Below are 12,580 nucleotides of genomic sequence, written 5' to 3' on the forward strand. Positions count from 1 at the left end.
GGAAAGGCCCGCGTGCATACAAGCGCTCAATAGCCGATGCGGCGGTCCACCACCTCGCGCATCGGCTGGCCATCGAGGAAGCGGCGCAGATTGTCGGTGAAGAGACCTGCCACCACGCGATCCCGCTCGGGATGCAGGCCGCCGATATGCGGCAGCACCATGATGCCGGGCGTGGTCCAGAAGGGATCGCTCGCGGGCAGGGGCTCGACGCGGAAGACGTCGAGGATGGCGCCCGCGATGCGCTTCTCCGTCACGGCGGCGATCAGGTCGGCATCCACGATGGCGCTGCCGCGGCCGAAGTTCAGCAGCCAGGCGGAGGGCTTCATCCGCGCGAGGCGGGCCGCGTTCATGAAATTGTCGGTCTCGGGCGTGGACGGCAGCAGCAGCAGGACGAAGTCGGCGCGGGCCAGCACCTCATCCGTGCGCTCGGGCGGCAGCACCTCGGCCACATGCGGCATGGGCACCGGGTTGCGCCGCGTGCCGATCACCTCCATCCGCAGCGCCGAGGCGAGGCGCGCCACCTCCGCGCCGATGGCGCCGAGCCCGAGGATGCCGAGCACCTTGCCGTTCAGCGGCATGGTCACGCGGCGCTTCCAAGCGCTGTCCTTCTGCGCCTCGGCGATGGCGGCATAGCCCTTGGCGATGTGGAACAGCCCGCCCAGGATGTTCTCGGGCATGGAATCCGTGTGCGTGCCGCGCGCGCAGGTGAGCGTCAGCCCCTCCGGCAGGTCGGGCAGGGCGAGCCAGCCCTCGACGCCGGCCGTGAGCGATTGGGCCCAGCGCAGGCGCGGCATGCGGGGTAGCAGGCCGGCCGGTGCGCCCCAGCCCAGGATCACTTCCGTCCCCGCCATCTGCGCCTCGGAAGGCTGCGTGGCGCGGCCGAGCGATTCGACGGCGACGCGCGGCTCGAGCCCGGCTGCGGCGATGGCCTCGATGTAGGGGCCGGGCGTGTCGGTCCAGAGCAGGATGCGGGTGCGGTTGGTCATGCGGGGTCTTCCTGGCTGCGTCGCGCCATGCTGCCACCGCCACGCGCTTTCACGAAATGGCAGCAAATCCGTCACGCGGCGGACCCGTCCGCTGACTAGTCAGCCCCGTCGCTGGGCAAGGGGTCGGCATGATCGTCGTGGATGGGGCGCGGGTGATCTACCCGAACGGGACGGAGGCGCTGCAACCCTGCGCGCTGCGCTTCGCGCCGGGGGCCTTCACCGTGCTGCTGGGCGCGTCCGGCGCCGGGAAATCCACCCTGCTGCGGAGCCTGAACGGGCTGGTGCGGCTGAGCGAGGGCCGGATCACCGCCGAGGGGCGGGACATCACCACGGCGCTGCGCTGGCACCGCGCGCGCACCGGCATGATCTTCCAGCAGCACCAGCTCATCGGCCGCCGGACCGTGCTCGCCAATGTGCTGATGGGGCGGCTTGGCCACCACTCGGCGCTGCGGACCCTGCTGCCCTGGAGCCTCGCCGAGAAGCGCCTGGCGCTCACCGCCATCGAGCGCGTGGGCCTGCTGGACTATGCGCTGCGGCGCGCGGACCAGCTCTCGGGTGGGCAGCAGCAGCGCGTGGGCATCGCCCGCGCCCTGGTGCAGCAGCCGAGCACCATCCTGGCCGATGAGCCCGTCGCCTCGCTCGATCCCGCGACGGCCGAGCGCGTCCTGGCGCAGCTGCACGCCATCTGCCGGCAGGACGGGCTGACCGCCATCGTCTCCCTTCATCAGCTCGACCTCGCGCGCCGCTTCGCCGACCGGATCATCGGCATCGCGGGCGGCGCCGTGGTCTTCGACGGCCCGCCCCATGCGCTGGGCGGCGCCGAGACCGCCCGCATCTACGGTACCACGCCGCAACCCGAACATGCCCTGGAGATCGCCTGATGCTTCGCCGTCCCCTGATCCTCGCCGGCCTCGCCACCCCCTCGCTCGCCTTCGCGCAAGCCCGCGATCCGCGCCGCCTGCGCGTGGCGCTGCTGCCCGACGAGAATGCCGGCACCATCATCCAGAACGCCCAGCCGCTGCGCGCGCATCTGGAGCGCACGCTCTCGCGCGAGATCGAGCTGGTGGTGACGACCGACTATTCCTCGATGATCGAGGCGATGCGCTTCGGCCGCATCGAGATCGCCTATTTCGGTCCCTTCTCCTATGTGCTCGCCAAGTCCCGCGCGCCGGCGATCGAGCCCTTCGCGGTGGGGATCGAGCGCGGCTCGCCCACCTACAACTCCATCATCATCGCGGGGCAGGAGAGCCCGGTGCGCGTGCTGGAGGATATCCGCGGCCGCCCCATGGGCTTCGGCGACCAGGCCTCCACTTCGGCGCATCTCGTGCCGCGCGCGATGCTGCTGACGCGCGCCCAACTGGTGGGCGAGCGCGACTACCGCGTCGTGCATCTCGGCACGCATGACGGCGTGGCGCGGGCGGTGCAGGCGGGGCAGGTGGCGGCGGGCGCGCTCTCGCAGAGCATCCTGCGCACGCTGGTGGCCCGCAACGTGATCGACGCCGCCCGCATCCGCGAGGTGGCGGTGAGCGACCCGATCCCGAACTACCCCATGGTGATGCAGGGCAACCTGGCCGAGCCGCTGAAGGCCGCGATCCGCAGCGCCTTCCTCGACGTGCGCGACCCCGAGGTGCTGCGCGCCTTCCGCGTCGAGGGCTTCGCCGCCACGGATGACGCCGCCTACAACATCCTGCGCGAGACGGCGCGGGTGCTGGAGATGGACCTGACGCGGATGCGCGGATGAACGCGGCCTCCATCCTCGCGGCCGACCGCGCGGCCGGGCTGCGCGGCGGGGCCCTGGCGGCGGCCATCATCGCGGTCTGCCTCGTGGCGCTGGCCATCACCGGCTTCTTCGATGCGGAGCGCTTCGCCGATGGCCTTCCCGCCATGGCGCAACTCTTCTCCGAGATGGTGCCGCCCGATTTCTCGCGCTGGCGCAGCTGGCTGAAGCCGCTGCTGGACACGCTCGCCATGTCCATCGCGGGCACGGCGCTGGCCGTCGTGCTCTCGCTGCCGCTGGCCCTGCTGGCGGCGCCCAATGTCTCGCCCCATCCGGTGGTGCAGCACGCGACGCGTACGCTGCTCGCCTTCCTGCGCTCGGTGCCCGAGATCATCATGGGCATCCTCTTCGTCGCTGCCGTGGGCTTCGGCGCGCTGCCGGGCGTGCTGGCCCTGGCGCTCCATTCGGTCGGCATGGTGGGCAAGTTCTACGCGGAAGCGATCGAGCATGTGGACCCGAAGCCGCTGGAAGCCGCGCGCGCGGCGGGCGCCACGCGCTTCCAGGTCATCACCCATGCCGTGCTGCCGCAGGTGATGCCGCAGCTCTCCGACATCACCATCTATCGCTGGGAGTATCACTTCCGCGCCTCGGCGGTGCTGGGCATCGTCGGCGCCGGCGGCATCGGCTTCGAGCTGATCGCGGCCCTGCGCCTCATGTCCTATGACCAGGTCTCCGCCATCCTCCTCGCCATTCTCGCCTGCGTGCTGGTGGTGGACGGCATCGGCGCGCGGCTCCGGGCGGCGCTGAAGTGACGCGTCCGCGCATCCTCGTCACGCACTGGGTGGAGCAGGAGGTGCTGGACCTGCTGGCCAGCGCCGGCGAGGTCGAGGCCAATCCGACGCGGGAAAGCTGGACCCCGGCCGAGGTGCGCGCGCGCGCCGCGGACAAGCACGCGATCATGGCCTTCATGCCGGATCGCGTGGATGCCGCCTTCCTGGCCGCCTGCCCGGACCTGCGCATCATCGCCTGCGCGCTGAAGGGCTTCGACAATTTCGACCGCGCGGCCTGTGCGGCGGCGGGCGTGCAGCTCTCCATCGTGCCGGATCTGCTGACGGCACCAACCGCCGAATTGGCGATCGGCCTCGCCATCGGCCTCGGGCGCCAGATCCGCGACGGCGATGCCCTGGTGCGGGCGGGCGACTTCGCCGGCTGGCGGCCCATCCTCTACGGCTTCGGCCTGGATGGCGCGACGGTCGGGCTGCTCGGCCTCGGCGCCGTGGGGCGCGCCATCGCCGACCGGCTGGCGGGCTTCGGCTGCCGCGTCATCGCGCATGATCCGGGCGCCGCGCCGCGCGCGGATGTCACGCTGCTGCCCTTCCCGGAGCTGCTGGCGCTGTCCGACCTGCTGATCAGCGCGGCACCGCTGACGCCCACCACGCGCCACATGCTGGACGCGCGTGCGCTGGCGGCGACGCGCCCTGGCGCGCTGCTGGTGAATATCGGCCGCGGTTCGGTGGTGGAGGAGGCGGCGGTGCTGGCCGCGCTGCAATCGGGCCATCTCGGCGGCTATGCGGCCGATGTCTTCGAATTCGAGGATTGGCTGCTGCCCGGCCGGCCCCTGGAGATCGCGCCCGCGCTCCGCACCCATCCGCGCACGCTCTTCACACCGCATCTGGGCTCCGCCGTGGCGCGGGTGCGGCGGGAGATCTCGCTTCGGGCCGCGCACAACATCCTGGATGCGCTGGCAGGCTGCACCCCGCGGGACCTCCTGCCGCCTTGATGGGCCGCGCCGCGCGGCGCAAGCTCGCCGGAACACCAACAGGAGCGTCCCATGGCTGAATCCATCCTCTTTCCGGGCCAGGTCGAGTGGTCCGGCGAGAATCCCGGCATCTCCCTGAAGGAGGACCCGGCCGGGCCCTTCACCACGCTCGCCTCCTTCTTTCGCGTCGTGCTCTCGCCGCATGGGCGAGGCCATGCGCTGGTGCTGCTGCAGAACCCCGGCAGCGAAGGCGAGGGCAACATCTGCCTGACCGACAATGAACCGCTCGCGCGCTGGCTCGTCGCCGACTACGTCTCGCATTTCGGCGCCTGGCGCGGCCTCGCGGGGCTGAAGAACCTGGCCTATCGCCCGCTGGACAGCGTCACCGCCGGTGGCGATGCCATCACCCATTACAGCGAGACGGTGACGGGCGCGGGCATGACCGTGGCGCTGGAATGGACCGGCCTCGGCAAGCCCTTCTGCTTCGCCCTCGCCCCCGCCCAGTCGGCCACGGGCAAGCACCACATGCCGAGCCTCTTCGTCGGCTGCGCGGCGGCGACCGTCACGGTGAACGGCATGCAGCGGCCGGGCGCGCCGATCCCGCGCGAGATCGTGGGCCAGCACATCTCCACCGCGATGCTGGCCTTCTCGGAGACCTGGCTGCGCGTCTGAGCGTTGCCGCGAGACAGATTCACGCCCTTGGCACGTGCCAAGGGCGATCAGGCTCTACCCGCGCACGCGAAGCCCCTGCAGCCGGATCAGGCCATCCGGGACCATGCGCAGCCCCTGCACGGCGGCGCCGGTGCCGGTGAAGTTCGTGGGGTGCCAGAGGTAAATGTAGGGCCGGTCGCGCAGCAGAACCTCCATTGCGCGGCCATAGGCGGCGAGGCGTGCGGCGGGCTCCACCTGCGTCCGCCCCTGGCGCAGCGCGGCATCGGCGGCCTCGCTGCAATAGCGCCCGCCGTTCAGCGCCTCGCCGCAGGCGTTGAAGCCCCAGAGATTGCCGTCCACATCGGTGCGGCCCGACCAGGCGATGATCAGCATCTCGAAATCGCCCGCCGTCCATTGCCGCAGCAGCGTCGCCACCTCGATCACCTGGATCTCGAGCGCGATGCCGGCCTCGGCCGCCATGGCCTGGATCACTTCGGCCGCCTGGACATATTCGGTGGTGTTGGGGACCGAGAAGCGGATGCGGATGCGCTCATGCCCCGCCTCGCGCAGCAGGGCCCGCGCCCGCGCCAGGTCACGCCCCGGCACCGCGATGCCCGGCACATGCTGCGGATGGCCGGGTGGCGTGGACTGGTTGCCGGGGCGATAGAGCCCCTCGAAGGCCACGCGGTTCAGCGCGGCGCGATCAATGCTCGCCTCCAGCGCGGCGCGGATGCGCGGATCGCGCGCCAGCGGCGTATTGGCGCGCTCGCCATTCGCCATGTTGATGGCGAGATACACCACGGCGAGGGAGGGCCCCTCCAGCAGCCGCACGCGGCGGTCGCCCTTCAGCGTGGAGACGTCCGATGGGTTCACCCGCTCGATCACGTCCAGCGTGCCGGCGCGCAGGTTGGCCGCGCGCACCGTCGTGTCGGGGATGGGGCGATAGGTGACCCGCTCGGCCTGGATGGCCGCACGGTTCCAGTAATCCTCGAAGCGCTCCAGCTCGATGCGGTCCTGCGCCACGCGGCGCGTGAGGCGGAAGGGGCCGGCACAGGCCGGCGCGGCCTGGAACTCGGCGCCCAGCACATTCGCCTGGCGCGGCGAGACCAGCATCCCCGCGCGATCGGACAGGGCCGCCAGCAGCGGCGCGAAGGGCTCGCTGAGGCGGATGCGCAGCTGCATGGGCCCTGCCACCTCGATGGCGGTGACCGGCCCCAGCTCGCCCCGCCGGGTGGAGCCGGGCGCGGTGCGGTGCCGTTCGAGCCCGATCCGCGCGGCCTCGGCGTCCAGCGCCACGCCGTCATGGAAGCGCACGCCCTCGCGCAGCGTCAGCAGGAGCGCGCGGCCCTCCTCCTGCCACTCCCAGGCGGTGGCGAGTTGCGGGACGAGCGCGCCTTGTTCATCCACCTCCACCAGCTTGTCGCACATCGCCATGAAGACCTGCCGTGCGGCGACCGAGCGCGAGAGCGTCGGGTCCAGCACATCGGGGTCGGAGGCGATGCCGATGCGGATATGCTGCGCGGCGGCGGGCAGGGCGAGCAGGGAGAGGAGGGCGGCGGTGAGGAGGCGCATGGCAGGCCCTTCGCGGTGATGGCGCGAGCCTAGCACTCCCGCTTCGGCGCGGGGCAAGCGCCGTCAGCGCGGCGGCGCGACGCTCGCCCCTTGGATTCCATGCCGTGCGAGGGCAGCCGCGACGAAGCCGCTCGCCTTCATCTCCTCGACGAAGGCCGTCAGATAGGCGAGCGCTGCCGGGTCGCGCCCCGCGGCCAGGCCCATCGCCTGCTGGATCACCATGAAGCGCCCGGGCAGCAGGCGAAGCCCCGGGATGCGCGCCGCATCCATCTCCAGCTGCTGCCGCACGCCGGCCGCGACCTCCACGCCCTGGCGCAGGAATTCCTCCACCACAGCGGGCGAGGTCTGCGCGCGCAGCAGCGTCGCCTGCCGGATCTCGCGCGTCAGGAACAGGTCATAGGCGCTGTTGAGCCCGACCATGATGCGCGTGCCCGGCCGGTCCACCTCCGCGATGCGGGTGAGGGGGGAAGCGTCGCGCACCAGGTAGGCGCCCTCGATCTCGATATAGGGCGCAGTGAATTCGATGCCCTGGCTGCGCGCCGGGTCCACCGCGAAGAAGCCGATATCCGCACGGCCGGAGCGGATCGTCTCCACCGCGCGCCCGGCGGCGGGCACCACCACCATCTCCAGCTCGACGCCGAGCCTCTGCGCCAGGGTCTGCGCCAGATCCACCGAGACGCCATGCGGCGGTCCGGATTCACTCGCGCGCCCCGCCAGGATGGGGTTGCCCAGGTTGATGACGGCGCGCAGCCGCCCCTCCGGCGCGAAGGCGCGCGCGAGTGGGGAGGGGGCCTGCGCCAGGGCGGGTGTGGCCGCCAGCGCCAGGAGGGCCGCGCGCCGGCGCATCAGGCGCGCGCCACCGCGTCCGCGATGGCCTTGCCCACTTCCACCGTGCCCGACTGGCCACCGAGGTCGCGTGTGCGCGGCCCACCCTCGGCCAGCAGCTTCTCGATGGCGGTCGTGATGGCGGCCGCCGCCTCATGCTCGCCCAGGTGATCGAGCATCATGGCGCCCGACCAGATCTGGCCGATCGGGTTCGCGATGAAGCGGCCCGCGATGTCCGGCGCGGAGCCGTGCACCGGCTCGAACATCGAGGGGAAGGCCTTTTCCGGGTTGATGTTGGCGCTGGCCGCCACGCCGATGGAGCCGGCGACGGCCGGGCCGAGATCGGAGAGGATGTCACCGAACAGGTTGGAGCCCACCACCACGTCGAACCAGTCCGGGTGCTGCACGAAATGCGCGCAGAGGATGTCGATGTGGAACTGGTCGGTCTTCACCTCGGGGTAGTTCTTCGCCATCGCCTCGAAGCGCTCATCCCAATAGGGCATGGTGAAGGTGATGCCGTTGGACTTGGTGGCGCTGGTCACCTTCTTGCGCGGCCGCTTCATCGCGAGCTCGAAGGCGTATTTGATGATGCGGTCCGTGCCGGTGCGCGTCAGGATGCTCTGCTGGCTGACGAATTCACGATCCGTGCCCGGGAACATGCGCCCGCCGACGGAGGAGTATTCGCCCTCCGTGTTCTCGCGCACCACGTAGAAATCGATTTCGGCCGGCGTGCGGTTGGCGAGCGGCGTGGCCACGCCCGGCAGCAGCTTGCAGGGCCGCAGCGAGACATATTGGTCGAAGCCGCGGCGGATCGGGATCAGCAGGCCCCAGAGCGAGACATGGTCCGGCACGCCGGGCCAGCCCACGGCGCCGAGGAACACGCTGTCGCTGTCCTTGAGCTGGTCCAGCCCATCCTCCGGCATCATGCGGCCGGTCTTCACATAGGTCTCGCAGGACCAGTCGTAATGGGTGAGCTTGAGGTCGAAGCCGAAGCGGCGGGCGGCGGCGTCCAGCACGCGCAGCCCCTCGGGCGTGGTTTCCTTGCCGATGCCGTCGCCGGGAATGACGGCGATGCGATGTGTGCGGGCCATGGGGCTTCCTCGGGTGATTCGTGGCGCGAATGCATCACGCGCGGGGCCGCGGGGCAAGATGAGGGCGCTCAGAAGCGCCGCGGCCTGAGCCCGGCATGGAACCAGTTGATCATGGAATAGATGTCGTGCACCGGCAGCCCGGTGGCCTCGGCCACATCGGCCGCATAGGGCGGCATGTTGGTGCATTCCAGCACGATGGCGCCGACCTCCGGGTGGCGGGCGGTGAGGCGCGCGGCCGCATCCAGGATATCCTGCCGGGCGAGGTCCACGTCGAGGTCGGTCTTCTCCGCCCGGATCAGCACACGGAAGAACTCGCGCCCGCCCTCGGTGCCCTCCATCGGCACGTCGAGCGGGACGCCCGCCGCCTCCAGATGGCGCGCGGTCACGCCCGCCTTGTTCACCGTGATGACGCCGACGCGCTGGCCCGGCGGCAGCGTGGCCTGCACCCAGGGCACCTGCATGAGCGAGGAGGTGGCGACCGGCACCCGCACGGCCTCGGCCAATTCGCGCTGGAAGAGCGAGAGGAAGCCGCAATTGGTTGTGATGCCCTCGGCGCCCAGGTCCACCAGATCCCGCGCCGCCTCGATGAAGGCATCGAGCAGGCCGGTCGCCCCCTGTTCCACCACGCGCGTCGGCGATGCGCCGCGCACCACGCGGAACAGCACCGGGAAATTCCAGGTGAGGCCATTGCCCATGTCGCCCAGGATGCGCGGAAAACGGGCTTCCAGCATGAGGATGCCAAGCGGCGCGCCATAGATCGATTTGCCGCCGCGCGCGATCTGTCCCGGCATCATTCCCTCCTGGCGCCTGCGCCCCTACATAAGCGCCCAATCGCCGGAAGGAGAACCCCGATGCGCCGCCGCTCCCTGCTTGCCCTGCCGCTCGCAGCACCCGCCCTCGCGCCCATGGGCGCCGCCGCCCAGGACAATTGGCCGAACCGGCCCATCACCATCATCAGCGGCTTCCCCAATGGCTCGGGCATCGACATCTACATGCGCCGCATGGCCGAGCCGCTGGGCCGCGCGCTGGGGGGCGCCACCATCATCGTGGACCACCGCACCGGGGCCGGGGGCAATATCGGCTCGGACTTCGTGGCGAAGGCGCGGCCGGATGGCTACACCTTCTACTTCGGCACGGCCGGCACGCATGCGATCAATGCGAGCCTCTACCGCACGCTGCCGTTCGATGTGGTGCGCGACTTCACGCCCATCGCGCATCTGGGCGATGTGCCCAACGCGCTGACCGTCAGCATCGAGCGCCGGCCGCAATACACGGATTGCGCCGCGCTGCTGGCGGCCGCCCGCGCCAATCCGGGGCGGCTGAATTATGCCTCCACCGGCAATGGCGCTTCCACGCACCTGGCCGGCGCGCAATTCGCGGTCGCTGCCAATGTGGACCTGACGCACGTGCCCTATCGCGGCCAGCCCGGCGCGCAGACGGCGCTGCTGGCGGGCGATGTGGATTTCTTCTTCAACCAGGTGGGCCCCGCACTCGGCCCCATCCGCCAGGGGCAGACCCGCGCTCTGGCGGTGACGACGGCGCAGCGCCTCTCCATCCTGCCCGACGTGCCGACGGTGGCCGAGGCCTGCAACCTGCCGGGCTTCGTCAGCACCACCTGGTACGGCATGTTCGGCCCGGCCAACCTGCCGGCTCCCATCGTGGAGCGCTTCTCGAACGCCCTCACCACCGTGCTGCGCGACCCCGAGTTCAGCAACTGGCTGGTGACCACGCAGGGCATCGCGCTGCCGCCGGTCTTCACGCCGGCCGAATTCGCCGCGATCCAGCGGCGTGACATCGCGAGCTGGGCCGAGATCGTCCGCCGCTCGGGCGCCTCGGTGGATTGAGGTGCGGCGGCGCGCGCTGGTCGGTGGCCTTCTGATGGCGCCGCTCATCGGCCAGGCCGCCGGGCCGGCTCGCGTCAGCTTCGAGGAGCCGAGCGGTGCCACGCCCGGCCCGATGAACGTGTTCCTGCACCGCCCCGCCGCCTGGCGGCCGGGCGGGCCCGTCGCGGTCGTCATGCACGGCATGGGGCGCAACGCCGATGGCTATCGCGACGCCTGGATCGCCCCGGCCGAAGCGCATGGATTCCTGGTGATCTGCCCGGAATTCTCCAATGCCAAGTTCCCGGGCGTGGAGTTCTACAACTACGGCCATGCCCGCGCGCCCGAGGCGGCCTGGACCTTCTTCGCCCTGGACCGCGCGGTGGCGGCGGCGCTGGCCGCGGTGGGTGCGCCGGCGCAGCCCTTCGCGCTCTATGGCCATTCGGCCGGCGCGCAATTCGTGCACCGCTACCTGCTGCTCACCGGCGCGCCGCACGCGAGGCGCATCGTGATCGCCAATGCCGGCTGGTATTCCTGGCCCCGCTTCGACATCGCCTTCCCGCATGGCCTGGGCCAATCCTCGGCCACCGAGGCGGGGCTGCGCGCGGCGCTCGGCCGGCCGGTGACGATCCTGCTGGGCGAGGCCGACAACGATCCCACCCATTTCCAGCTGCGGCGCGACGCGGCGACCGATATGCAGGGGCTGCACCGCTTCGAGCGCGGGCAGAACTTCTTCGCGGCGGGCCGGGCGGCGGCGGCGGAGCGCGGCGTGCCCTTCGGCTGGACCCTCGCGACCGTGCCCGGCGTCGCCCATTCCAACAGCGGCATGGCGGCGGCCGCCGCGGCGATCCTCGCCGTCTGAATCGCGCGAGTTGACGCTTGCGTGACAGGGGTGCCTTTGCGTATTGTCATTGACATGTCAGTGACCGCCACAGCCCCATGTCGTTGGTGACCTCCCTGGAAGTGCCACCCTCGCTCACCGAGCGGGCCGTCGCGGCGCTGCGCCGTGAGATCCTGACCACGCGCCTCGCCCCCGGCGAGACCGTGTCAGAGGCCGCGGTCGCGGCCCATCTGGAACTCGGCAAGGCGCCGGTGCGCGCCGCCCTTGCGCGCCTGGCCGAAGAAGGCCTCGTCCAGGCCGTCCCGCGCCGCGGCTGGATGGTCAGCCTCGTCACCATCCGCGACATCCATGAGGTCTTCGACCTGCGCCTGATGCTGGAGCCCGAGGCCGCGCGCCGCGCCGCCGGCCGGGTGGATGCCGTCATGCTGCGCCGCCTCGATGCCATCTGCGCCGAGGGCTATGACTGCGCCGATGCCGAGAGCGCCATGTGCTTTCTCGACGCCAACAAGCAGTTCCACGTCGCCATCGCCGAGCTTTCGGGCAATGCGCGCCTCGCCCGCCAGCTCGATCGCCTGCTGGATGAGAGCACGCGCATGCTGGTCCTGGGCCTGCGCCCGCGCGACCGCACGGGCGAGATGGCGCATGAGCACCACGCGCTGGTCGAGGCGCTGGCGCTGGGCCGTGCCGAAGAGGCCGCCCGGATCATGCACGAACAGGTTTCCGCGAGCCGCCAGATGGTGCTGGCAGCCCTCACCGCGCCCGATGCGAGGACCGCCGTATGAACATGATCTCGGCCCGCCCCAGCCTGGAGAAAGCCGGGCTGGACAACCTGCTCTCCGACATCCGCGTGGCCGCGCGCCGCCCGCTGGAGGAGCGCCCGGGTGCCGTCGCCGCCGCCATCGCGCCCTATCTGGGCGATGCCTGCCTGCTGGACGGCAAGGACTGTCCCTCCAACCCCGACCGCTATGTCCGCCACCTGCTGGATGAGGGCGAGGGCTATGCCGTGGTGGCCCTGGTCTGGCGGCCCGGCCAGATGTCGCCCGTGCATTCGCACCACACCTGGTGCGCGCTGGGCGTCCACCGGGGCACGCTGACCGAGCATTTCTTCGCACCAGGCACCGATGCGGGCGCGCTGCCCCGGCCCAAGGCCGCGCATCTGCGCGCCGAGGGCGATACGAGCCACGGCCCGGGCTGCCCGGACCTGATCCACCGCATCGCCAATTGCTGCGCAGAGACGGCGGTCTCCATCCATGTCTATGGCGTGCCCTATGCGGAATTCGCCGACGGGGTGAACCGCATCCTCGCCTGACCGCCATGC

At 71.2% G+C, this 12,580-nt stretch carries 14 protein-coding genes; 9 read left to right on the forward strand and 5 right to left on the reverse strand.

What is annotated here, in order from left to right; genetic code table 11:
- Positions 1-26: 26 nt before the first annotated feature.
- Complete coding sequence (locus R9Z33_RS11850) at positions 27-986, reverse strand: D-2-hydroxyacid dehydrogenase (RefSeq protein ID WP_318651497.1); 960 nt, start codon at positions 984-986, stop codon at positions 27-29.
- Between the two features lie 128 nt (positions 987-1,114).
- Here R9Z33_RS11850 and phnC point away from each other — a divergent pair, with 128 nt between their 5' ends.
- From phnC to R9Z33_RS11875, 5 genes are read left to right on the forward strand one after another with little or no spacing between them, the layout of a single operon-like run.
- Positions 1,115-1,867: a phosphonate ABC transporter ATP-binding protein gene (phnC, locus tag R9Z33_RS11855; protein ID WP_318651498.1), complete on the forward strand. Its 753-nt coding sequence runs from the start codon at positions 1,115-1,117 to the stop codon at positions 1,865-1,867.
- Complete coding sequence (phnD, locus tag R9Z33_RS11860; protein ID WP_318651499.1) at positions 1,867-2,727, forward strand: phosphate/phosphite/phosphonate ABC transporter substrate-binding protein; 861 nt, start codon at positions 1,867-1,869, stop codon at positions 2,725-2,727. Before phnC ends, phnD begins: the two co-directional genes overlap by 1 nt.
- Complete coding sequence (gene phnE / locus R9Z33_RS11865; protein ID WP_318651500.1) at positions 2,724-3,515, forward strand: phosphonate ABC transporter, permease protein PhnE; 792 nt, start codon at positions 2,724-2,726, stop codon at positions 3,513-3,515. The genes phnD and phnE overlap by 4 nt, the downstream gene beginning before the upstream one ends.
- On the forward strand, positions 3,512-4,483 hold the full coding sequence (locus R9Z33_RS11870) for a phosphonate dehydrogenase (protein ID WP_318651501.1): 972 nt from the start codon (positions 3,512-3,514) through the stop codon (positions 4,481-4,483). Before phnE ends, R9Z33_RS11870 begins: the two co-directional genes overlap by 4 nt.
- 51 nt (positions 4,484-4,534) lie before the next feature.
- Positions 4,535-5,134, forward strand: a complete 600-nt coding sequence (locus R9Z33_RS11875) for a hypothetical protein (RefSeq protein WP_318651502.1) — start codon at positions 4,535-4,537, stop codon at positions 5,132-5,134.
- A gap of 54 nt (positions 5,135-5,188) precedes the next feature.
- Here the strand turns inward: R9Z33_RS11875 and R9Z33_RS11880 are convergent, their stop codons facing one another.
- From R9Z33_RS11880 to R9Z33_RS11895, 4 genes are all read right to left on the reverse strand, one after another.
- Complete coding sequence (locus R9Z33_RS11880; RefSeq protein ID WP_318651503.1) at positions 5,189-6,685, reverse strand: ABC transporter substrate-binding protein; 1,497 nt, start codon at positions 6,683-6,685, stop codon at positions 5,189-5,191.
- Between the two features lie 63 nt (positions 6,686-6,748).
- A complete protein-coding gene (locus tag R9Z33_RS11885; protein WP_318651504.1) occupies positions 6,749-7,531 on the reverse strand; it encodes an ABC transporter substrate-binding protein in 783 nt (260 codons plus the stop codon).
- Positions 7,531-8,601, reverse strand: a complete 1,071-nt coding sequence (locus R9Z33_RS11890) for a tartrate dehydrogenase (RefSeq protein WP_318651505.1) — start codon at positions 8,599-8,601, stop codon at positions 7,531-7,533. The genes R9Z33_RS11885 and R9Z33_RS11890 overlap by 1 nt, the downstream gene beginning before the upstream one ends.
- A gap of 68 nt (positions 8,602-8,669) precedes the next feature.
- Complete coding sequence (locus R9Z33_RS11895) at positions 8,670-9,392, reverse strand: aspartate/glutamate racemase family protein (RefSeq protein ID WP_318651506.1); 723 nt, start codon at positions 9,390-9,392, stop codon at positions 8,670-8,672.
- 60 nt (positions 9,393-9,452) lie between these two features.
- Here R9Z33_RS11895 and R9Z33_RS11900 point away from each other — a divergent pair, with 60 nt between their 5' ends.
- From R9Z33_RS11900 to R9Z33_RS11915, 4 genes are all read left to right on the forward strand, one after another.
- Positions 9,453-10,445: a Bug family tripartite tricarboxylate transporter substrate binding protein gene (locus R9Z33_RS11900; RefSeq protein WP_318651507.1), complete on the forward strand. Its 993-nt coding sequence runs from the start codon at positions 9,453-9,455 to the stop codon at positions 10,443-10,445.
- A 34-nt stretch (positions 10,446-10,479) separates the two neighbouring features.
- On the forward strand, positions 10,480-11,283 hold the full coding sequence (locus tag R9Z33_RS11905; protein ID WP_318651508.1) for an alpha/beta fold hydrolase: 804 nt from the start codon (positions 10,480-10,482) through the stop codon (positions 11,281-11,283).
- Positions 11,284-11,369: 86 nt separating this feature from the next.
- Positions 11,370-12,044 carry a GntR family transcriptional regulator gene (locus R9Z33_RS11910; RefSeq protein WP_404830673.1) on the forward strand — a complete coding sequence of 225 codons (675 nt, stop codon included), beginning with the start codon at positions 11,370-11,372 and terminating at the stop codon, positions 12,042-12,044.
- The gene (locus R9Z33_RS11915; protein ID WP_318651510.1) at positions 12,041-12,571 is read left to right on the forward strand and encodes a cysteine dioxygenase family protein; all 531 of its coding nucleotides are present in this window, start codon (positions 12,041-12,043) and stop codon (positions 12,569-12,571) included. Before R9Z33_RS11910 ends, R9Z33_RS11915 begins: the two co-directional genes overlap by 4 nt.
- Positions 12,572-12,580 lie beyond the last annotated feature (9 nt).

Source organism: Sediminicoccus rosea (assembly GCF_033547095.1).
In the GTDB taxonomy this organism is placed as follows: Bacteria; Pseudomonadota; Alphaproteobacteria; order Acetobacterales; family Acetobacteraceae; genus Roseococcus; species Roseococcus rosea.

Coding starts and splice junctions, on each gene's coding strand:
- R9Z33_RS11880 (WP_318651503.1), bottom strand. CDS start 6,685: ATGCGCCTCCTCACCGCCGCCCTCCTCTCCCTGCTCGCCCTGCCCGCC.
- phnC (WP_318651498.1), top strand. CDS start 1,115: ATGATCGTCGTGGATGGGGCGCGGGTGATCTACCCGAACGGGACGGAG.
- R9Z33_RS11895 (WP_318651506.1), bottom strand. CDS start 9,392: ATGCCGGGACAGATCGCGCGCGGCGGCAAATCGATCTATGGCGCGCCG.
- R9Z33_RS11875 (WP_318651502.1), top strand. CDS start 4,535: ATGGCTGAATCCATCCTCTTTCCGGGCCAGGTCGAGTGGTCCGGCGAG.
- phnD (WP_318651499.1), top strand. CDS start 1,867: ATGCTTCGCCGTCCCCTGATCCTCGCCGGCCTCGCCACCCCCTCGCTC.
- R9Z33_RS11890 (WP_318651505.1), bottom strand. CDS start 8,601: ATGGCCCGCACACATCGCATCGCCGTCATTCCCGGCGACGGCATCGGC.
- R9Z33_RS11900 (WP_318651507.1), top strand. CDS start 9,453: ATGCGCCGCCGCTCCCTGCTTGCCCTGCCGCTCGCAGCACCCGCCCTC.
- R9Z33_RS11885 (WP_318651504.1), bottom strand. CDS start 7,531: ATGCGCCGGCGCGCGGCCCTCCTGGCGCTGGCGGCCACACCCGCCCTG.
- phnE (WP_318651500.1), top strand. CDS start 2,724: ATGAACGCGGCCTCCATCCTCGCGGCCGACCGCGCGGCCGGGCTGCGC.
- R9Z33_RS11850 (WP_318651497.1), bottom strand. CDS start 986: ATGACCAACCGCACCCGCATCCTGCTCTGGACCGACACGCCCGGCCCC.
- R9Z33_RS11915 (WP_318651510.1), top strand. CDS start 12,041: ATGAACATGATCTCGGCCCGCCCCAGCCTGGAGAAAGCCGGGCTGGAC.
- R9Z33_RS11905 (WP_318651508.1), top strand. CDS start 10,480: ATGGCGCCGCTCATCGGCCAGGCCGCCGGGCCGGCTCGCGTCAGCTTC.